Origin of the sequence: Neisseria lisongii (assembly GCF_028463985.1) — a bacterium.
Classification (GTDB): Bacteria; Pseudomonadota; Gammaproteobacteria; order Burkholderiales; family Neisseriaceae; genus Neisseria; species Neisseria lisongii.
This window is the reverse complement of the sequence record NZ_CP116766.1, coordinates 1,285,691-1,306,185: the sequence shown is the minus strand read 5'-3', so window position 1 is coordinate 1,306,185 and position 20,495 is coordinate 1,285,691. Positions and strand designations below refer to the sequence as shown.

Below are 20,495 nucleotides of genomic sequence, written 5' to 3'. Positions count from 1 at the left end.
TAACCGGCTATATATAATTCAATCTTTCTTAAGCAAGCACCCGTAGCTCAGTTGGATAGAGTATCTGGCTACGAACCAGAGGGTCGGGCGTTCGAATCGCTCCGGGTGCGCCACTTGAGAATTCTGCGCCCATCGTCTAGCGGTTAGGACATCGCCCTTTCACGGCGGTAACCGGGGTTCGATTCCCCGTGGGCGTGCCAGATTTTGAAAAAGGCTTCCAAGTTTCGGAAGCCTTTTTCTTTATGTCTGACTGTTTGGAAACAGAATAGAAATAGGCCGTCTGAAAACTTGATTTTCAGACGGCTTAATGATGTTTATATAGTGGATTAACTAAATAATCCATACCATTTAATCCGGCACTTGTAAGGTGTGCGCCAAAACACGCACCTGTTCTGTGAGTTTTATGTCGAAGCCGTCTGAAAATCTGATTTTAGCTTTGCAGAAACCCGCTACGCTCGTTTTGGCGAAACCTACGGTTCTAGCTGCGCAGAAACTCGTTACCTTCGTTTCAGACGGCATTCATGTGGAATTTAAAGAACACGTGCATGCTTAGGCAAGCACGCTACACACCGTTCTCCATCCCGCTGGCTGGAAGGAATTGGGAAAGGGTGGTTCGCTGTGGTGTCATATTTTTTTGATTGATTTACTATAGTCAATCCGCTTAATCAACCATACGATATTTCAAATACCCATTATTCCGGCTTACGTTGGTTGGAATAATGGGCGTGTTGAGTTTGGAATGTGTGAGAAATTCAGTTAATTCACTATATTTTTCCGCTTAACCGGTGTGATAAGATGATGTTTTCCATTTTCCCATCAGCCGATATGAACGCCGAAAAACTTAGTGATTTCCTTATCAAAGCTGCGGATTATGCCAGCCCGACCCAGCTTGCCCGCAACGGTATTTTGGATATTGAAAACAGATGTTTCAAGCAGGCGGCGGTGTTGTTGGCGTGCGTGTATCATCAGCAGCAATGGCAGATTGTGCTGACCCGCCGTGCGGCTTCGCTGCGGCACCACGGCGGGCAGATTGCTTTGGCGGGCGGCGGCAGGGAAGGGCTGGACGTGAGTCTGACGGCGACGGCTTTGCGGGAAACGGCGGAAGAAATCGGGATTGCGGCGCATGAGTGGCAGACGTTTCCCGTATTGCCGCCCGATTATACGCCGTCGGGTTATGAAGTTTATGCCGTTCCTGCGTTGTGCCGCCGCAGTCCGAAAATTGAGGTGAATGCAGCCGAAGTGGCGGAAGTATTTTATTTGCCGCTGGTATTGGCGCTCAATCCTGAAAATTATCGCAGCCGTGTGTTGAATTACAATGGAAAAAGCATTGATTCGCCGGTTTTGCCGTATCGTGATTATGATATTTGGGGGCTGACGGCGGTGATTTTATATGGTTTGGCGGAACGTTATCGGGCGTATTGCGAAGCCGCTTTGGAATAAACGGCGTTGGCTGTGTTTAAAGGGAGTACACAATATCGGGCGGGCATTCGGGGGTTTAACCTGTTTTTATGATTTGCCTGATTCGCAATCTGAACGTTTTGCCGTACACTGTAAGCCTTTTTATTTGAATGAGAATACGTTTATGTATCAGGGAGAGCGCTTCAACGCATACAGCCATCTGGTCGGTACGATGATGGCGGTAACGGGAACGGCGTTGCTGATGAGCAAGGCGGTGGCGCATTTTGACGGCTATAAATTTGCCGGTGCGCTGGTGTACGGTTTGTGCTTGTGCCTGCTGTATCTCGGCTCGACGCTGTATCACAGTATCCCCAAGCCTAAGCTGAAACTGATTTTGCAAAAGGTAGATCACTGTATGATTTATCTTTTGATTGCGGGCAGTTATACGCCGTTTACACTGGTTACGCTGCGGGGTGGCTGGGGCTGGAGTTTGTTCGGCGTGTCGTGGGGGTTGGCGCTGTTCGGCATTATTCAGGAACTGACGCTGGGGCGTAAAAGTGAAAAACGGCTGCTGTCGATGCTGATTTATGTGGTGATGGGCTGGCTGATTGTGGTGGCGCTTTATCCGCTGGTGCAGGCTTTGGAAACGGCGGGGCTGTTTTGGCTGGTAGCCGGCGGCGTGTTATACAGCATGGGGATTTATTGGTTTGTTAATGATACCAAAATCAAACACGGCCACGGCATCTGGCATATTTTTGTGATGGCAGGCAGCTTGGCGCAGTTTGTCTGTATTTATTTTTATGTGATTTGAAGCCGCATTTTCAGACGGCCTCACTCAAAAAAACCTTTCCGAGCCATAGCCGGAAAGGTTTTTTGGTTTCAGATAGTGAATTTGCTATCAGGATTTTTCGTGAAACTCGTGCGTTTCATATCGGTAAATCGGTTCACCGCCGGTTTTTTTCTGCGTCAGATAATCATCGTAAACGGCACGGATTTCACGGCGCAGCAGGAAGAGGGCAATCAGGTTCGGAATTACCATAAAGCCGTTGAACATATCCGATAAGCTCCACACCAAATCGACTTTGCCCAGCGTTCCCAATACAATCGCCAGCAGCACCAAGCCCCGATAAACCACCAAGTGTTTGCCTCGGAATAAGAAGCGGATGTTGGATTCGCCGAAATAATACCAGCCGATAATGGTGGTAAAAGCAAAGAAAGTCAGGCAGATGGCGAGCAGTTGGCTACCGAAGCCGGGGAAAGCTGTGGTAAACGCATATTGGGTCAGCGCTGCGCCCTGATAGCCCGAACGTCCGGCATCGGTCAGCAGGATAATCAGAGCGGTGGCGGTGCAGACCAGCAAGGTATCGATAAACACGCCGATAAATGCCGCCATGCCTTGTTGGACAGGGTGTTTGACATCTGCAGTAGCGTGGGCGTGCGGGGTCGAACCCATACCGGCTTCGTTGGAAAACAGCCCCCGTGCCACGCCGAAGCGGATGGCTTCGCACATACCGATACCGGCAGCGCCGCCCAAAACTGCTTCAGGATTGAATGCAGCGGTGAAAATATCGTGCATCATCGGATAAATATGATCGGCATATTGGAACAGAATCACCACGGCGCACACAATATAAATCAGCGCCATAAACGGCACGACAAACTGGGCAACATTGGCAATGCGGTTCACTCCGCCGATTACAATCAAACCGGTCAGTAGCGCCAGCGCAATCCCGACCCCCAAGGCCGGAAGATTAAACGCCACCGTTACCGCCGACGCAATCGAATTGGCCTGCGTGGCGTTGCCGATAAAGCCCAAGGCCAGAATCAGGGCAACCGAGAACAAGCCCGACAGAAAGCGTGCCGCCCCTTTTCCGATTTTCGGCGACAAACCGTGGGTGATATAAAACGCCGGGCCGCCGATATATTTACCTTGGCTGATGACACGGTATTTTTGTGCCAACACCGCTTCGGCGAAAATCGTGGACATGCCCAAAACGGCAGAAAGCCACATCCAAAACACCGCACCGGGGCCGCCCGCCGTAATCGCTGTGGCGACACCGGCAACGTTGCCCGTACCGATTTGAGCGGAAATTGCCACCGCCAAAGCCTGAAATTGAGAAAGCGATTTTTGGTCGGTATCCTTGCCCGATTTGGAAAACAGGCCGCCGAACACCGATTTGAATCCTGTTCCCAGTCTGGTAATTTGCGGCGCACCCAGATAAACCGTGAAAAACAGCCCGATACCGAGCAGCGCATAAATCAGTAAATAGTCCCACAGGACAGTATTGACCGCACCCACCAGTGCAGACAGTTGAGCTTCCATAAATAATACCTTTATAAGAAATAAGATTAAGCAGCGGGCGACTGTCCCGCCGCAAACCGTTCCCGTATCCATTGCAGCGAGCAGGCCGCAAGGGCGGGGAAGGCCGTCTGAAAATCATCATTACGACGACGGCATTCGGCGGCTATCATACCGCAAAGTTTGGATAATTAAAATATTCATAATTCCGCTTTCCCGACAACAGGCATTTTTCAGTGCTGTAAAACTATGATAAAATCCACCGCTTGAAAATTAACTCAGGCTGCAGCGATAAGTTGCGGAAAACGAAAGGAATCTACATGGCAGGCCATAGCAAGTGGGCGAATATCCAACACAAAAAAGCCCGTGTCGATGCCCAACGCGGCAAAATTTTTACCAAACTGATTAAAGAGATTACCGTAGCCGCCAAACTCGGCGGCGGCGACCCTGCTTCCAACCCCCGCCTGCGTTTGGCTATGGACAAAGCGTGGGATGCCAATATGCCCAAAGACAACGTCCAACGTGCCATCGACAAAGGTACCGGCAATCTGGAAGGCGTGGAATATGTCGAACTGCGCTACGAAGGCTACGGCATCGGCGGTGCAGCGCTGATGGTGGACTGCATGACCGACAACAAAACCCGTACCGTTGCCGACGTGCGCCATGCCTTCAGCAAAAACGGCGGCAATCTGGGTACCGACGGCTGCGTAGCGTTCAACTTCGTTCACCAAGGCTATCTGGTATTTACCGATGCCGATGAAGATGCACTGATGGAAGCCGCTCTGGAAGCCGGTGCCGAAGATGTGATTGTCGATGATGAAGGCATTATCGAAGTGGTTACCGCCCCTAACGACTGGGCGGGTGTGAAAGCCGCATTGGAAGCCGCAGGCTTCACTTCCCAAGACGGCGACGTAACCATGCGTGCGCAAAACGAAACCGTCTTGACCGGCGAAGATGCCGTTAAAATGCAGAAACTTCTGGACGCATTGGAAAATCTCGACGACGTGCAAAACGTTTACACCTCCGCCGTTTTGGATTTGGGCGAATAATCTTTGCATGAACCGATCATCAAAAAGCCCGACGGATTTCCCGTCGGGCTTTTTTTGTATCGTTTGAGGCCGTCTGAAAACATGATTTTAGCTGCGCAGAAACTCGCTTTGCTCGTTTTAGCGAAACCTTCGGTTTTAGCTGCGCAGAAACTCGTTACCCTCGTTTTGGCGAAACCTACGGTTTTCAGACGGCATTCATGTGGAATTTAAAGAATACGTGCATGCTTAGGCAAGCACGCTACACATTGTTCCCCGTCTCACTGGCGGGAAGGGTGGTTCACTTGGTTGTAATATTTTTTGGGTAATTCACTATACGGGAACATATTCAAAAACTTGGTAGCAGTACATCAGTTCATTAATTACTTATTGAGAATAATTATCATATCAAATCAGTGGTTTGGATACGCTGTTTGGGGCTTGGACGTGGCGGATAATTTTGCTTTGGCAGGCGGTTAAGTGATATGATTTCAGAAATTTGATTTTAGGGCGGTAAACGCCCGAAGGCCGTCTGAAAACAGCAACGCCGCCCGACCTGAATGGCCGTACGGTACGACAAAGGCCGATTATTTTAAGGAACGCCGATATGCAACCAGAAAATGAGAATAAACTCGCCCGCCAAGCCGAACAAGACGGGTCTTCTCGAAAAAAAGCGGTTCATTCGCAGGCGAGCGTGATTCAGATTCACCCCGCCGGCGAGCGGATTCACCCGAAAAAGGCGGAAGGGCGGTTTGCCAAGCTGCGGATTTTGGCGGTTTTGGCCACCCAGTTTGTATTTTATGTGATTCCGTGGTTCAACTGGAGCGGCCGTCAGGCGGTATTGTTTGATATTCCCGACCGCCATTTCTATATTTTCGGCCTGTCGCTGGGCATGGGCGATTTGATTTATCTGGCGCTGCTGCTGATGATTTGCGCCTTCGGCCTGTTTTGGTGGACGACGATTGCAGGGCGGTTGTGGTGCGGCTATTCCTGTCCGCAAACGGTTTATACCGAAATCATGTTGTGGATCGACAACTTGGTGGAGGGCGACCGCAACAAACGTTTGAAACTGGAAAAAGCGCCGTGGAATTTTGAAAAAATCCGCATCAAAGCCACCAAATACCTGCTGATTTTCCTGTTTTGCGCTTGGACGGGCATTACCTTTGCCGGCTGGTTCAACCCGATTCGGGAATTTGTACCGGCGCTGTTTACATTCAATGCCGGCGGCGGTGCGATTTTTGCTGCTGCGTTTTACGGTTTTGTTACCTTTTTCTTCGCCCACATCATGCGGGAAAAAGTGTGCCTGCATATGTGTCCGTATGCCCGTTTCCAAAGCGCCATGTTTGATAAGGATACGTTGATTATTTCTTATGATGTCGAACGGGGCGAACTGCGCGGCGCACGTAAGAAAAATGTCGATCCCAAAGAAGCCGGTTTGGGCGACTGTATCAACTGTGCCATGTGCGTTCAGGTGTGTCCGGTCGGTATCGACATCCGCAACGGCCTGCAATACCAATGTATCGGCTGCGCCGCCTGTATCGATGCCTGCGATGAAATCATGGATAAAATGAATTATCCCCGAGGCCTGATCCGCTATACCACCGAGGGTGCGCTGGAACACGAATACGAAGAAAAAGATATTAAAAAACGCCTGAAACGACCGCGGGTTGCGGGTTACGGTGCGGTATTGGCGGTGGTGGTGATTGCATTTCTGGTCGGCATTTCCCACCGCAAAATGGTCGAAGTGGATATTTTGAAAGACCGTGGCGTGATGGTGCGGGAAAACAGCAAAGGCTGGCTGGAAAATGCCTATAATCTGCGGATTATCAACAACAGCGAGCGGGAGCAGGTATTAACGGCTTCTGTCAGCGGTTTTGAAGATATTGCTCTGACCGGCTTGCCGGAGGACGGCATCAAAATTGCGCCTCGGGAAACCGTTACCGTGCCGGTTCAGGTATCCACCATTCCGGAATATGCCGACAAAGGCAGCCACCCGCTGCAATTTACCTTCCGTTATCACGAAAGCGGCGCTGAAGAGCAAACCGTGATTACCGAAGACGCTGTATTTATTGGAGAATAAGAAAATATGATGTCCAAACAGAGCAAGTCCGCCAAGCCTTGGTACAAACACATTTGGCCGTGGGTATTGATGGCGGGGCCGATTTTTGTCGTGATTGCCAGCGTAGCGATGTTTTTCGTTGCCAAAGAACACATGACCGATTTGGTCAGCGATGATTATTATAAAGACGGTAAACACATCGACATTGAGTTACGGCGGGACGAAGAAGCGGTTAAGCGTCATATTCAGGTGCAAGTGTTGGTGTCGCCCGATGCTGATGCAGCGAAAGTATTTGTTAGCGGCGACTTCGATCCGAAAGCGCCTTTGAATCTGGTGTTGCTGCACCCGACCAAAAAAGCCGACGACCAAGTGGTGGCGTTGAAAGCCGCCTCGCCGGACAACAGCAAAATGCGTGCCGAATACGATGCCGTGTTCAAACCCTTGCCGCATGCCAACCATTGGTATGTGCGGGTGGAAGATCAGGCGGGCATTTGGCGGGTGGAAGAAAAATGGATCGTCAGTCAGGGCAATGCCATCAATCTGACGGCCATGAACAAACTGTTTGCACCTGAAAACAAGGCTTCGGAATAGCAGACAGGCCGTCTGAAAATCGCATGATTGCGAGCGGAAAATAAGTAGGGTTCTGTATTTATTCCACTATTGCGATGATGTTCGTTTTCAGACGGCTTTCGTGCACTGGAAACGATGCCGACTGTTTATGAACAAAACACCCAAAAAATCCCTGCGCCAACATCTTCCTTCGAGAGAGCAGATTTTTGCTTCACGCTGGAGCAAACCGTTTGCGCCGTTGTTTGACAAGCCGTATTTTTGGCAGCTCAACCGCAGGCAGGCGGCATTGGCAGTGGCGGTGGGCATGTTCTGCGGCCTGATGCCGGGGCCGACGCAAATGCTCAGCGCCCTGATGGTTGCCTATATTTTGCGCACCAATTTACCGGTGGCAGTGTTTACCACGCTTTATACCAATCCGCTGACCTATATGCCGCTTTATTATGCCGCCTACCGAATCGGCGCATCGATTTTGGGCGGCGGTGAAGCAGAATGGGCGTTCCCCGATTGGCACGGCAGCAGTTTTCTGGCCGAACTGTGGCAATGGCTGCTGGGCGCAGGCAAACCTTTATTGATTGGCGTTCCCGTGTTGGGCTTGAGCTTGGCGCTGACCGCTTATTTCAGCGTATTGCTGGTGTGGCGGTGCCATACATGCCGCCGCTGGCAGAAACGGAAGCAACGTTGTGGCTGAACGCTGGCGCTATTTAACGCCGTCTGAAATTGCCTGTGCCAAAAAGGTGTTTTCAGACGGCCTCGATTACCGGAAAATCAGAATTTATCGGGGCATACCCGGTTTGCCGCACAGCCGTAATGCCGTTTCGCCCAACGGCCATATTTATTTCCCGCGCAACCATTTCCCGCCCGATTTTGCCTGCGCTGATGTGGCATACCAAATGTGGCTGATTCACGAATTAACCCATGTCTGGCAATATCAAAAAGGCTTCCGGACATGGTGGGCGGGGCTGCTGCTGATGGCGGTCGGCGGATATTTCCGCAGCAGGGCATACCGTTATCCGCCCTTGTCGGAAATCACCTGTTTTTCAGACTTGAATATGGAACAGCAGGCGGATTTTCTGGCACATTATTATGCCGCCCGCTATTTACCGGCCAACCGCCATACCCCCCAACTGGCTGCGTACCGAAATATTCTGCAGCCCTTTCTGGCAGACCCGACCCGCCGAACTGGTTTGCCGAAATATTGGCCGTTGCCGTTTTACCGCAAATAACGCAAGATTGGCGGATTTCATTTTCATTGACAATAAAATATTAAGTAGGAGAACCGGCACAATGCCTTGGAATATTCCCATTTTGCTGACATGGACTCGGGTCTTGCTGATTCCGATATTCACGGTTTTATTTTATTTGCCGACCACATGGATTGAACCGCAAACCGTAAACCTTGCCGCCGCCCTGATTTTTGCCGTTGCCGCCGTAACCGATTGGTTTGACGGATTTTTAGCCCGATTGTGGCGGCAAACTTCCGATTTCGGCGCATTTCTCGATCCGGTTGCCGATAAACTGATGGTGGCGGTGGCGCTGCTGTTGCTGGTTGCCGAACAGCGGACGTATGTGATTTTCGCCATTATCATTATCGGTCGGGAAATCACCATTTCCGCCTTAAGGGAATGGATGGCGCAGATGGGCAGACGCAACAGCGTTGCCGTAGCCACCATCGGCAAATTAAAAACGGCGGCGCAAATGCTGGCGATATTTTTACTGCTGTTGGGGGATAATGAATTTTATCGTTTTGATTTCATTATGATTGGCAATATTTTAATGTGTGTTGCCGCTATGCTGACCGTGTGGTCGATGTTTTACTACCTGAAAATGGCGTGGCAGGAAGTTATCAAAAAGTAAAAAATAAACGAAAAAATGCTTGACGGCCGAAATGAAATCCATAATAATAGCGGCTTCTTTGCTACGGAGAGTGGCAAACATTAAATTTGAGCGGGAATAGCTCAGTTGGTAGAGCGCAACCTTGCCAAGGTTGAGGTCGCGAGTTCGAGACTCGTTTCCCGCTCCACTCAGATTTAATGAATGCGGGAATAGCTCAGTTGGTAGAGCGCAACCTTGCCAAGGTTGAGGTCGCGAGTTCGAGACTCGTTTCCCGCTCCAAGTTATCTAAATGTATCATTCCAAAATGCGGGAATAGCTCAGTTGGTAGAGCGCAACCTTGCCAAGGTTGAGGTCGCGAGTTCGAGACTCGTTTCCCGCTCCACTCTTTTAATGATACGTTTTAAAAAATTGCGGGAATAGCTCAGTTGGTAGAGCGCAACCTTGCCAAGGTTGAGGTCGCGAGTTCGAGACTCGTTTCCCGCTCCAAGTTAAATCCTATGTTTCTATAGGTATTTCTTTGGCGAGATAGCAAAGTGGTTATGCAGCGGATTGCAAATCCGTCTACGCCGGTTCGATTCCGACTCTCGCCTCCATATTCTTCCGGCGGGGTGGCAGAGTGTTTATGCCATAAGGAGTGCAATCCTTATGTAGGCCGGTTAAAATCCGTGCCCCCGCCTCCAGTTTTATATCCATCTGCGCCCGGGTGGTGAAATAGGTAGACACAACGGACTTAAAATCCGTCGACCCTAAACAGGTCGTGCCGGTTCGATTCCGGCTCCGGGCACCAAATATTCCAGCTCAAACAATCGTTTGGGCTTTTTTGTTGTTTGTATCATTTGGCTGTTTTGAAATTGATTTAACTGATGCCGTCTGAAAACATGATTTTTTACCAATAAATACAAAAAATGCCCCTTTTGCCTCAAAAACACCCTGGTCAAAAACGGCCGTCAAAACGGCAGGCAAAGATATATAGTGAATCAACCAAATTTCCAGCACATTCTAAACCCAACATGCCCGTCATTCCGACGAAAGTCGGAATCTATTTCAGCGGCTTAGGAAACTGTTTTTTCTTGACAGTTTCTGAATCTGATAGATGGATTCCGACTTTCGTCGGAATGACGGGGGTATCGGAAAATTGTATGGATTTTTAAGTGGATTCACTATAGTCCTAAATGTAAACCATCCCGCCGTTTGTTCCGCCTTTTACTTGCCTCTGCTATAATTGATAACCATTATTATCAATAAGTTCCGATTATGTACACGCCTCCTGATGATGAAACCGTTGCCGCCCATACCCGTGAATGGCTGGAAAAAGCTGTTATCGGTCTGAATCTCTGCCCGTTTGCCAAAGCGCCGCATGTGAAAAATCTGGTGCGGATTGCCGTCAGCCAAGCCAAGCATTTGGACGGTTTTTTGGAAGACTTGGATCGCGAGCTGCAACTTTTGGGGCAAACGCCTGCCGATGAGCTGGAAACCACATTATTGGTTCACCCCGCTCTGTTTCACGATTTTTTGGTTTTCAACGATATGCTTGACCTTGCCGATTCTGCTGTGGTGGAAAACGGTTTGGAAGGCGTGATTCAGATTGCGCCGTTTCATCCGCAGTTTCAATTCGCCGATACCGAAGCGGACGACATCAGCAATTACACCAACCGCTCACCCTATCCGACCCTGCATTTAATCCGTGAAGACAGCATCAGCAAAGCGGCGCAGGCATTTCCTGATGCGGCGGCGATTTTTGAACGCAATATCGAGTTGTTGAATAAAATGGGACACAGCGGCTGGGCGGAACTTGATTTACCCGCCTGCCCGTTTCATCAGGCAAACGGTACGGCTTCGGACAAAACGGATTAAGCCATGATTTTGCGCTATATTTTTTGGACATTCGGCGCAATCGCCCTGCTTTTGGGCATTATCGGCATATTTCTGCCGGTATTACCGACCACGCCGTTTGTGTTGCTGGCTGCCGCCTGCTGGGCAAAAGCCTCACCCAAATTCCACCGTTGGCTGAAGCAGCACCGCTATTTCGGCCCGATGGTGCAAAATTGGGAAAGCCGCCGTGCCGTTCCCCGCAAAGCCAAATATCTGGCATTTTCAATGATGGCGGTTTCCTGTGCTATGCTGTTTTGGCGTTTCCCGCAATACTGGTGGCTCGGCGCTGCCTGTTCTCTAGTCTGCATCACAACTGCACTGTGGATGTGGCGGCTGCCCGATGCCTAAATTAAGTTTGGCGTGGCCACTTTAACCCCGTTTTCAGACGGCCTTTCTATAAATTGTATTACCAAATTCAGTACACATAATAAAAATCCATATTCCCAATTTGAGAATATGGATTTTTTATGTTTTTGAGTGTTACCCAATCAATGCGGCAATTCTCCGCTTTTGATTTTGGCTTTGAAATCTCGGGTTTCGCTGACGATCACTTTTGCCAACAGCAGTAAGGCAATCAGGTTGGGGAGTGCCATCAAGCCGTTGAAGGTGTCTGCGGCGAGCCATACGAAGTCGAGGCTCATAACGGTACCCATCATCACGGAAGCAACGTAAATCACTCGGTAGATATTGGCGAATTTGTCGCCGAATACATAAGTTGCACATTTTTCACCGTAGTAGCACCAGCCCAAAATGGTGGAATAGGCAAAGAAAATCAAGCCGATGGTTACAATCCAGTTGCCGACACCGGGAAGCATTTTGCCGAAGGCAATGGTGGTTAAGGCTGCGCCGCTGGTTTCCGGTTTGATAAATTCCCCACCTGCGCCAAGCAGTCCCATTACCAAAACAATGCCGGTAATCGAACATACGACAATGGTATCTAAGAATGTGCCGGTCATCGACACCAAACCTTGGCGTACCGGATGGTCGGATTTGGCGGCTGCGGCGGCAATCGGTGCCGAACCCATACCGGCTTCGTTTGAGAATACACCGCGGGCTACGCCGTAGCGGATTACCGTACCCAGTGCGCCGCCCGCAACGGCTTGTCCGGTAAAGGCATCAGAGAAGATGATATTGAGCGCCGGCATCACCAAATCGAGATTGAAGGCGATAATCACCAAGCCGCCGACCACATAGAAGATGGCCATAGCAGGCACAATAAATGATGAGGCTTTGGCAATCCCCTGAATACCGCCCAAAACGACAATGGCGGTGAAAATAGTCAAGACCACGCCGGTATAGGCGGGGGCGATATGGAAACTGGTTTCCACGGCTTGTGCCACCGAATTGGATTGAACCGAGCTGCCGATACCGAATGAAGCAAGCGTGCCGAACAGAGCGAAGGCGTATGCCATCCATTTCCAGTTTTTGCCCAAGCCTTTTTCAATGTAATACATCGGACCGCCGGACATTTCGCCTTTTTTGTTGCTGACACGGTATTTCACTGCCAACACGCCTTCGCCGTATTTGGTCGCCATACCGAAAATGGCGGTAATCCACATCCAGAATACTGCACCGGGGCCGCCGGCAACAACCGCAGTGGCAACACCGGCAATATTACCGGTACCGATGGTGGCGGAGAGTGCGGTCATTAGTGCGCCGAAGTGGGAAATATCGCCTTCGTGGTCGCTGCCGTCGTGTTTGGGTTTATGCGGCATGAACGCTTGCTTGAGCGCATAGCCGAGCATGGTAAACTGCAGGCCTTTCAGGCATACGGTGAGCAGTATGCCGGTGCCGACCAGCAGGCACAGCATCACCGGCCCCCACACCCAGCCGCCTACTGTATCAAAAAACTGCTTTAACGCTTCCATATTTTTCTCCTATGGTCTGTTATCAGGCAAATCAGGCACATCATCGATTTGCCTGTTGTACACAAAACATTTCAGCATAAAGTGTTAAAAAATGCAATGAAAAATAAATGATTAATAGCGTTTTTCTGCACCGATTTAATAGGTTTTAAAATATATATTTGATTTAAAATAAAAAATAAATAGACGATTTTGTAAATTTTTGAGATTTTTAACGATTTGGTCAGACCATCTGCGGCATATTGTCAACATTTTTGACGATAGAAAATTCACTTAAGAAAGAGAACGGGCGTAGGTTGGGTCGCGACCCAACACGATTGGAAATACCTTAAAACATAAGATTTTGTTGGGTTACGCTCGTGCCTCGCTAACCACACCTTGTATAAGAAACACCAACCACAAGATAAAATAAAAAGCCCCCGACAGAAGCAGCTATCAGGGGCGGGATTGAAAATAGAGTTGTACGCCAACCTTGGGCTTCAAAGCCCGCGACGTAGATAAAAGCCTGTTTTCAATGTCCAAACACCCCGAATAGTATCATAGACATGCTGTGCATAGTCTGCATTCACAAGGTTAGGAGCATGATGGACACCCCATTTTATTTTATCGGCATCGATATTGCCAAGTTAAAGTTCGATGTCGCAGTCAAAAAATCCGCAAAAGTGTATCAACACCACCAGTTTGAGAACCATCCGAAAGGATTTGCTGCTCTGAGCGAATGGCTGAACAGCTTTTCGGATAAGCCGCTCTATATCGTGATGGAAGCGACAAACGTCTATCACGAAAGGTTGTGCGAATACTTATATACGGCCGGACATTCAGTAGTGGTGATTAATCCCAAATGTGCCGCCAACTTTGCCAAAGGTTTGAACTTACGTTCCAAAACCGACAAAGCGGATGCCAAATTACTTGCCCGCTTAGCCGAAAGCTATGTTCATGAATTTGACCTGTGGCAACCGAAGGGCAATAACGAAAAAGCCTTATTGCGCCAACTTCGCCATCTCGAACATTTAAAAGCAGCGCTGACCAAAGAAAAAGTCCGGCTGCAGATGCTGTTGGACGAGTATGCAATGGTTTCGTCCGAACGTCTGATTGCTTTTCTTGAGTGCGAAGTCAAAACTGTTGAAACGCATATTCATCAGTTGGTGAAACAGGATGAGCAGTTGAAACACAACCATCGTCTGTTGAGCAGTATTCCCGCCATCGGCAAAACCACAGCCTGTTGGCTGCTCGCCATACTGGGCGACGGCACTCGGTTTAAAAATGGAAGGGCTGCTGCGACCTACGCCGGACTGACCCCGATGGTCAGACAATCGGGAACGAGTGTAGATAAGCGGGTCGGTATCTCCCGTATCGGACAGAGTGATTTGAGGAAGATACTCTATATGCCTGCGATGGTGTTTTGCTTCGGCATACATAAAGACAGTATTTACAGCCCGTTTGTCCAACGCTTGCTGGAGCGTAATAAACTGGCGAAAAAAGCCGTGATTGTGGCTCTGATGCGTAAACTCGTGACCATTGCCCAATCTGTATTGAAGTACCAACAACCCTTTAACGAAGAACGCTATGCGAAAATGTGTCTGGATAAGGCTTGATTTGTTGGGGGGCTTATAGTAAATCCACTTAATAAACTGTACGATTTTCAAGCAGATTCGTCATTCCGACGAAAGTCGGAATCCATCTATCAGGTTCGGAAACCGTCAAGAAAAAAACAGTTACCTAAGCCGCCTGGATGGATTCCGACTTTCGTCGGAATGACGGGCGTGTTGGGTTTGGAACGTGCTGGAAATTCGGTTAATTCACTATATAGTATCTATCTGTTTACATGTGAACAGAATAAGGAATTGGCAATCCCGACTACGACCAATCGGCTAGAAGGTAAATTTGGTGAATTAAAGATTAAAAACCGCTGTCATCTGGGACTGGGGATTGAAGGGAAGAAGCTGTTTATTGAGAACTTTTTGGGTATTTCGGAATAGGAAAAGGGATGAGAAATCATCCCTTTTGTCCATTAGGAGCTAAGTTCTCTGGAAGTCATCCCAAATGCCCATTAGTCCATATTGATAGGTTGTTGCGCAGATGTATCAGCAGCCTGTTTTCGAGAGCCATTTGAATTTGTGCAAAAGAGTGGATTGTAAACAATCATTTGAAAGTAAATATTTTGCAGAATCATACTGAAGAACTAGATTTTCTAGTAAATAAAACCTAGCAAAATCGAGACGTTTGAATGAGATTTCATAAAATTTATCGATTTGTTTGCAAATTAGACTGTTCAAATTGTGCTAAAAGATGTAAATTATATAGGGTGTAGTTTTGTGTAGTAATAAGCTGCTCGGTTTTGAGAAAAATAATTGCAGAGGAAATAACATGCCTGCCAAATCACGTCCCGTGTTTCTGGACCTTCCTAAGATCCGTTTGCCCATACCGGGGATTGTTTCTATTTTGCACCGTATCAGCGGTGTTGTCTTATTTATTACCCTGCCTGTTTTATTATGGCTGCTGTCGGGTACGCTGAGCCATCAGGAAGACTTTGAGTCTTACCGCCAGTTTGTGGCGCATCCTTTGGTTAAGCTGGCCTTAATCGGCGTATTGTGGGCCTATATGCACCACATGCTTGCCGGTATCCGCTTTTTGCTCTTGGATGCCCATAAAGGTCTGGCGCTGAATACTGCCCGTGCAACGGCGAAAACAGTATTTGCAGCCGCTTTGGTATTAACTGTGGTGATTGGAGCTTTATTATGGTAGATCGTAAATTAACCGGCGCCCACTACGGTTTGCGTGATTGGGCAATGCAGCGTGCAACTGCTGTGATTATGCTGATTTATACCGTGGTATTGGTAGCGTTTTTGCTGCTGCTGCCGAAAGAATATGCGGCATGGCAGGCGTTTTTCGACCAAACTTGGGTAAAAGTGTTTACCCAGTTGAGTTTTACCGCCCTGTTTCTTCATGCTTGGGTGGGTATCCGCGATTTATGGATGGACTATATCAAACCATTCGGAGTGCGTCTGTTTCTGCAGGTGGCAACCATCGTTTGGTTGGTAGGTTGTTTGATTTATTCGGTTAAAGTAATCTGGGGGTAAAAATGAGTTTTCCTGTTCGTAAGTTCGATGCCGTAATTGTCGGCGGTGGTGGTGCAGGTTTACGCGCAGCCCTCCAATTATCAAAATCAGGTTTGAATTGTGCCGTATTGTCAAAAGTATTCCCGACCCGTTCGCACACTGTTGCGGCGCAAGGCGGTATTTCCGCTTCTTTGGGTAATGTGCAGGAAGACCGTTGGGACTGGCACATGTACGATACCGTAAAAGGTTCCGACTGGCTGGGCGACCAAGATGCGATTGAATTTATGTGCCGTGCCGCTCCGGAAGCGGTGATTGAGTTGGAACACATGGGTATGCCGTTTGACCGTGTCGAAAGCGGCAAAATCTACCAGCGTCCGTTTGGCGGTCATACCGCCGAACACGGTAAACGTGCGGTAGAGCGTGCCTGTGCCGTTGCCGACCGTACCGGTCATGCCATGCTGCACACACTGTATCAGCAAAACGTCCGTGCCAATACCCAGTTCTTTGTCGAGTGGACGGCTTTGGACTTGATTCGCAACGAAGACGGCGATGTGGTCGGTGTAACCGCTATGGAAATGGAAACCGGCGACGTGTACATTTTCCATGCTAAAGCTGTGATGTTCGCAACCGGCGGCGGCGGCCGTATTTATGCTTCTTCTACCAATGCCTATATGAATACCGGCGACGGCTTGGGCATTTGCGCCCGTGCCGGTATTCCTTTGGAAGATATGGAGTTCTGGCAATTCCACCCGACCGGTGTGGCCGGAGCAGGTGTGTTGATTACCGAAGGCGTGCGCGGTGAGGGCGGTATTCTGCTGAATGCCAACGGCGAACGCTTTATGGAACGTTATGCACCGACCGTAAAAGATTTGGCTTCCCGAGACGTGGTATCCCGTGCGATGGCGATGGAAATCTACGAAGGCCGTGGCTGCGGTAAAAATAAAGACCATGTATTGCTAAAAATCGACCATATCGGCGCAGAAAAAATTATGGAAAAACTGCCGGGCATCCGTGAGATTTCCATTCAGTTTGCCGGTATCGACCCGATTAAAGACCCGATTCCGGTGGTACCGACCACGCACTATATGATGGGCGGTATTCCGACCAACTATCTGGGCGAAGTGATTGTGCCGCAAGGCGATGAATACGAAGTGCCGGTAAAAGGTCTGTATGCAGCGGGTGAGTGTGCCTGTGCGTCTGTACACGGTGCCAACCGTCTGGGTACCAACTCATTGCTGGACTTGGTTGTATTCGGTAAATCTGCCGGCGACAGCATGATTAAATTCATCAAAGAGCAAGAAGGTTGGAAAGAGTTGCCGGAAAATGCCAGTGCGCTGACTGCCCAGCGTTTGGATCGTCTGAACAATCAGACCGACGGTGAAAATGTGGACGAATTGCGCCGTGAACTGCAACGCTCTGTTCAACTTCATGCCGGCGTGTTCCGTACCGATGAAATTCTGCGTGAAGGCGTGCAAAAAGTTATGGCGATTGCCGAGCGTGTCAAACGCACCGAAATCAAAGACAAGAGCCAAGTATGGAATACCGCCCGTATCGAGGCCTTGGAATTGGACAATCTGATCGAAGTAGCCAAGGCAACGCTGGTTTCTGCGGAAGCCCGTAAGGAATCTCGAGGCGCTCATGCTTCTGACGACCACCCTGAGCGTGATGATGAAAACTGGATGAAACACACTCTGTATCATCCGCTGACCAATACGCTGACTTACAAACCGGTACACACCAAACCGCTGACTGTTGATTATATCGAGCCGGCAAAACGTGTTTATTGATTGATAAGCAGCACTTTTCAGACGGCCTCCCAACGGATATGCCGTCTGAAAACGTCAGCCATTCCAACCGATACCGACAGCCCGAAATCAATAAGAATATTATTCGGGCTGCTGCAACAAAGGAACACTTTTTATGGAAAAAGTCCGTTTTGAAATTTACCGCTACAATCCCGATGTAGATGCCAAACCCTATATGCAGGCCTACGAGCTTGAAATCGAGCCAAGCGATGTAAAACTTTTGGATGCTCTGGTCAAACTGAAAGCGCAAGACGATACCTTGTCTTTCCGCCGCTCTTGCCGTGAAGGTATTTGCGGATCAGACGGTATGAACATCAACGGCAAAAACGGCTTGGCCTGTCTTACCGACATCCGCAGCCTGAAGCAGCCGGTTCAAATCCGTCCGTTGCCGGGCTTGCCGGTTATTCGGGATCTAATTGTCGATATGACCCAGTTTTTCAAACAATATCATTCGATTAAACCTTATGTGGTCAATGATACGCCGATTGATGCGGATAAAGAGCGCCTGCAAACTCAGGAAGAGCGTAAAGAGTTGGACGGTTTGTATGAATGTATTTTGTGCGCCTGCTGCTCGACCGCCTGTCCTTCGTTCTGGTGGAATCCGGATAAATTCGTCGGTCCGTCCGGTTTGCTGAATGCCTACCGCTTTATTGCCGACAGCCGTGATACCATTACCAACGAACGTTTGGACAATCTGAACGATCCATACCGCCTGTTCCGCTGTCATACCATTATGAACTGTGTGGACGTATGCCCTAAACACTTGAATCCGACCCGTGCAATCGGTAAGATTAAAGAAATTATGTTGAAACGGGCAATCTGAGTATGATCGAGTTTGATGATACTGCAAAACGGAAAATCCGTTTTCAAACCCGCCGGGGACTGTTGGAGCTGGATTTGGTCTTCGGCCGGTTTATGGAACGGGAATTTGAGCAGCTGAACAATCAGGAATTGGCGCAATTGGTTGAAATTTTGGAATTTCAAGATCAGGAACTTCTGGCACTGATTAACGGTTCTGCGCAAACCGATAAAGCCCACTTGATTCCGATGTTGCAGCGAATCAGACAGGCTTAGATTTTCCCGTTGCAGAAAGCAGTAGAGATAAAAATATTTTCAGATGCCGTCTGAAAATAGGGTTGTTTGAAGATTCATGGGTGCAGCCGTTTGGCTGCCCTCATGTTAAAACGGACAGCCGGACAAGCCCTGCCAAACGGCAGAGTAACGCCCACTTCACAAAGGAGCAGCATGATGTCTCAATCAGTAAAATTAAATACCCCAAACCAAGAAACCTTAGAGCTTCCGGTATTGAAAGCAACATTAGGCAATGATGTTGTCGATATCCGCAACTTAACCAAAGATACCGGTCTGTTTTCATTCGACCCGGGCTTTGTATCGACCGCAAGCTGCGAATCTAAGATTACCTATATTGATGGCGACCAAGGTTTGCTGTATTACCGAGGCTATCCGATTGAGCAACTGGCGGAGCGTTCCGATTATCTGGAAGTCTGCTATTTGCTGATTTACGGCGAGTTGCCGACTGCCGAGCAAAAAGAAGAGTTTGACAATATCGTACGCCACCACACCATGGTGCATGAGCAATTAACTTGGTTCTTCCGCGGTTTCCGCCGTGATGCGCATCCGATGGCCATGATGGTGGGTGTAGTCGGTGCATTGTCGGCTTTCTATCAAGACAGCTTGGACATTGCCGATCCGGAACACCGCAAAATTGCGATTTACCGCCTGATTTCCAAAATTCCGACTATTGCGGCAATGTGTTACCGTTACTCAAACGGCTTGCCGTTCAATTATCCGAAAAACAATCTCAGCTATGCCGAAAATTTCCTGTACATGATGTTTGCCACACCATGTGAAGAATATAAACCGAATCCGGTATTGGCTCGAGCGCTCGACCGCATCTTTATCCTGCATGCCGACCACGAGCAAAATGCTTCGACTTCTACCGTGCGTCTGGCAGGCTCTTCGGGTGCGAATCCGTTTGCCTGTATTGCGGCCGGTATTGCCTGCTTGTGGGGTGCTTCTCACGGCGGGGCAAACGAAGCCGTGCTGAATATGTTGGACGAAATCGGCGATGTCAGCAACGTTGCCGAATACATGGAAGGCGTGAAACAGCGCAAATACCGCCTGATGGGCTTCGGCCACCGTGTTTACCGCAACATGGATCCCCGTGCCAACATTATGCGTGAGACCTGTTATGAAGTGCTGAAAGAATTGGGTCTGGAAGACAGCCCTAAATTCAAACTGGCAATGGAATTGGAACAGATTGCCCTGAAAGATCCGTTCTTTGTCGAGCGCAAACTGTATCCGAATGTCGATTTCTATTCAGGCATCGTATTGTCTGCATTGGGCATTCCGACTGAAATGTTTACCGTGATTTTTGCCTTGGCACGCAGCGTAGGTTGGATTTCTCATTGGCACGAAATGATCGGCAGCCCGTCGCTGAAAATCGGCAGACCGCGTCAGCTTTATACCGGTTCCGAGCGTCGCGACTATGTGCCGGCCGACCAACGTTAATTGACAACATCGTAATGAATTAACGGAATAGATATGTTTGGTTGGAACTGAATAAGCTACCGGATTAATTAAAACATAATGAAACCGTTTTAATTTCAATATTCGGATGGATAGTTTGGTTCAAAATAGGGTAGAATAAGTGTTATTTTCAGACGGCCTGAAATCCGTTGCGATTTAC

At 48.9% G+C, this 20,495-nt stretch carries 21 protein-coding genes and 8 tRNA genes; 26 read left to right on the top strand and 3 right to left on the bottom strand.

Annotated elements, in window-relative coordinates:
* The first annotated feature begins 36 nt into the window (after positions 1-36).
* From PJU73_RS05960 to trhA, 4 genes are all read left to right on the top strand, one after another.
* Positions 37-113: transfer RNA gene (locus tag PJU73_RS05960), tRNA-Arg, on the top strand.
* Between the two features lie 12 nt (positions 114-125).
* Positions 126-200 (top strand) — tRNA-Glu (locus PJU73_RS05955).
* Positions 201-795: 595 nt separating this feature from the next.
* The gene (locus PJU73_RS05950; RefSeq protein ID WP_237091951.1) at positions 796-1,440 is read left to right on the top strand and encodes an NUDIX hydrolase; all 645 of its coding nucleotides are present in this window, start codon (positions 796-798) and stop codon (positions 1,438-1,440) included.
* A gap of 142 nt (positions 1,441-1,582) precedes the next feature.
* Positions 1,583-2,209: a PAQR family membrane homeostasis protein TrhA gene (gene trhA, locus PJU73_RS05945; protein WP_237091952.1), complete on the top strand. Its 627-nt coding sequence runs from the start codon at positions 1,583-1,585 to the stop codon at positions 2,207-2,209.
* Between the two features lie 87 nt (positions 2,210-2,296).
* Here trhA and PJU73_RS05940 read toward each other — a convergent pair whose 3' ends face one another.
* Positions 2,297-3,721, bottom strand: coding sequence for an alanine/glycine:cation symporter family protein (locus PJU73_RS05940; RefSeq protein ID WP_237091953.1), 1,425 nt, complete (start codon positions 3,719-3,721; stop codon positions 2,297-2,299).
* A gap of 26 nt (positions 3,722-3,747) precedes the next feature.
* On the bottom strand, positions 3,748-3,870 hold the full coding sequence (locus tag PJU73_RS05935) for a hypothetical protein (protein WP_272606687.1): 123 nt from the start codon (positions 3,868-3,870) through the stop codon (positions 3,748-3,750).
* 147 nt (positions 3,871-4,017) lie between these two features.
* On the opposite strand from PJU73_RS05935, the gene PJU73_RS05930 reads away from it, so the two are divergent.
* The 15 genes from PJU73_RS05930 to PJU73_RS05860 all read left to right on the top strand — a co-directional run bounded on the left by PJU73_RS05930 (position 4,018) and on the right by PJU73_RS05860 (position 11,404).
* Positions 4,018-4,746, top strand: a complete 729-nt coding sequence (locus PJU73_RS05930) for a YebC/PmpR family DNA-binding transcriptional regulator (RefSeq protein ID WP_237091954.1) — start codon at positions 4,018-4,020, stop codon at positions 4,744-4,746.
* Between the two features lie 583 nt (positions 4,747-5,329).
* Positions 5,330-6,802 carry a cytochrome c oxidase accessory protein CcoG gene (ccoG, locus tag PJU73_RS05925; RefSeq protein ID WP_237091955.1) on the top strand — a complete coding sequence of 491 codons (1,473 nt, stop codon included), beginning with the start codon at positions 5,330-5,332 and terminating at the stop codon, positions 6,800-6,802.
* A gap of 9 nt (positions 6,803-6,811) precedes the next feature.
* Positions 6,812-7,372, top strand: a complete 561-nt coding sequence (locus PJU73_RS05920) for a FixH family protein (protein WP_237091962.1) — start codon at positions 6,812-6,814, stop codon at positions 7,370-7,372.
* Positions 7,373-7,499: 127 nt separating this feature from the next.
* Entirely contained in the window at positions 7,500-8,039 is a 540-nt protein-coding gene (locus PJU73_RS05915; protein WP_237091956.1) for a DUF2062 domain-containing protein, read from the top strand.
* Positions 8,032-8,574, top strand: coding sequence for a type IV secretion protein Rhs (locus tag PJU73_RS05910; protein ID WP_237091957.1), 543 nt, complete (start codon positions 8,032-8,034; stop codon positions 8,572-8,574). Before PJU73_RS05915 ends, PJU73_RS05910 begins: the two co-directional genes overlap by 8 nt.
* A gap of 61 nt (positions 8,575-8,635) precedes the next feature.
* Complete coding sequence (gene pgsA / locus PJU73_RS05905; RefSeq protein ID WP_237091958.1) at positions 8,636-9,205, top strand: CDP-diacylglycerol--glycerol-3-phosphate 3-phosphatidyltransferase; 570 nt, start codon at positions 8,636-8,638, stop codon at positions 9,203-9,205.
* Between the two features lie 90 nt (positions 9,206-9,295).
* Positions 9,296-9,371: transfer RNA gene (locus PJU73_RS05900), tRNA-Gly, on the top strand.
* A 16-nt stretch (positions 9,372-9,387) separates the two neighbouring features.
* Positions 9,388-9,463 (top strand) — tRNA-Gly (locus PJU73_RS05895).
* Between the two features lie 27 nt (positions 9,464-9,490).
* Positions 9,491-9,566 (top strand) — tRNA-Gly (locus PJU73_RS05890).
* Between the two features lie 28 nt (positions 9,567-9,594).
* Positions 9,595-9,670, top strand: a tRNA-Gly gene (locus tag PJU73_RS05885).
* A 33-nt stretch (positions 9,671-9,703) separates the two neighbouring features.
* A tRNA-Cys gene (locus PJU73_RS05880) sits at positions 9,704-9,777 on the top strand.
* 104 nt (positions 9,778-9,881) lie between these two features.
* Positions 9,882-9,971, top strand: a tRNA-Leu gene (locus PJU73_RS05875).
* A gap of 143 nt (positions 9,972-10,114) precedes the next feature.
* Positions 10,115-10,240, top strand: a complete 126-nt coding sequence (locus PJU73_RS09650) for a hypothetical protein (RefSeq protein WP_443094056.1) — start codon at positions 10,115-10,117, stop codon at positions 10,238-10,240.
* A 198-nt stretch (positions 10,241-10,438) separates the two neighbouring features.
* Positions 10,439-11,038 carry a DUF1415 domain-containing protein gene (locus tag PJU73_RS05865; RefSeq protein WP_237091960.1) on the top strand — a complete coding sequence of 200 codons (600 nt, stop codon included), beginning with the start codon at positions 10,439-10,441 and terminating at the stop codon, positions 11,036-11,038.
* Between the two features lie 3 nt (positions 11,039-11,041).
* Positions 11,042-11,404 carry a YbaN family protein gene (locus PJU73_RS05860; protein ID WP_272903554.1) on the top strand — a complete coding sequence of 121 codons (363 nt, stop codon included), beginning with the start codon at positions 11,042-11,044 and terminating at the stop codon, positions 11,402-11,404.
* A 140-nt stretch (positions 11,405-11,544) separates the two neighbouring features.
* Here the strand turns inward: PJU73_RS05860 and PJU73_RS05855 are convergent, their stop codons facing one another.
* Complete coding sequence (locus tag PJU73_RS05855) at positions 11,545-12,924, bottom strand: alanine/glycine:cation symporter family protein (RefSeq protein ID WP_237091961.1); 1,380 nt, start codon at positions 12,922-12,924, stop codon at positions 11,545-11,547.
* 578 nt (positions 12,925-13,502) lie between these two features.
* Between PJU73_RS05855 and PJU73_RS05850 the strand changes: the two genes are divergently transcribed.
* From PJU73_RS05850 to gltA, 7 genes are all read left to right on the top strand, one after another.
* The gene (locus tag PJU73_RS05850; RefSeq protein WP_272606686.1) at positions 13,503-14,516 is read left to right on the top strand and encodes an IS110 family RNA-guided transposase; all 1,014 of its coding nucleotides are present in this window, start codon (positions 13,503-13,505) and stop codon (positions 14,514-14,516) included.
* Between the two features lie 772 nt (positions 14,517-15,288).
* Entirely contained in the window at positions 15,289-15,666 is a 378-nt protein-coding gene (sdhC, locus tag PJU73_RS05845) for a succinate dehydrogenase, cytochrome b556 subunit (RefSeq protein WP_237091435.1), read from the top strand.
* Positions 15,660-16,001 (top strand): succinate dehydrogenase, hydrophobic membrane anchor protein, encoded by a 342-nt coding sequence (gene sdhD / locus PJU73_RS05840; RefSeq protein ID WP_237091434.1) that lies wholly within the window; start codon positions 15,660-15,662, stop codon positions 15,999-16,001. The genes sdhC and sdhD overlap by 7 nt, the downstream gene beginning before the upstream one ends.
* A 2-nt stretch (positions 16,002-16,003) precedes the next feature.
* Complete coding sequence (gene sdhA / locus PJU73_RS05835; RefSeq protein WP_237091433.1) at positions 16,004-17,767, top strand: succinate dehydrogenase flavoprotein subunit; 1,764 nt, start codon at positions 16,004-16,006, stop codon at positions 17,765-17,767.
* A gap of 133 nt (positions 17,768-17,900) precedes the next feature.
* The gene (locus tag PJU73_RS05830) at positions 17,901-18,608 is read left to right on the top strand and encodes a succinate dehydrogenase iron-sulfur subunit (protein WP_237091432.1); all 708 of its coding nucleotides are present in this window, start codon (positions 17,901-17,903) and stop codon (positions 18,606-18,608) included.
* 2 nt (positions 18,609-18,610) lie between these two features.
* Positions 18,611-18,859 (top strand): FAD assembly factor SdhE, encoded by a 249-nt coding sequence (locus PJU73_RS05825; protein WP_237091431.1) that lies wholly within the window; start codon positions 18,611-18,613, stop codon positions 18,857-18,859.
* Positions 18,860-19,033: 174 nt separating this feature from the next.
* Positions 19,034-20,317, top strand: a complete 1,284-nt coding sequence (gltA, locus tag PJU73_RS05820; protein ID WP_237091439.1) for a citrate synthase — start codon at positions 19,034-19,036, stop codon at positions 20,315-20,317.
* The last annotated feature ends 178 nt before the right edge of the window (positions 20,318-20,495 follow it).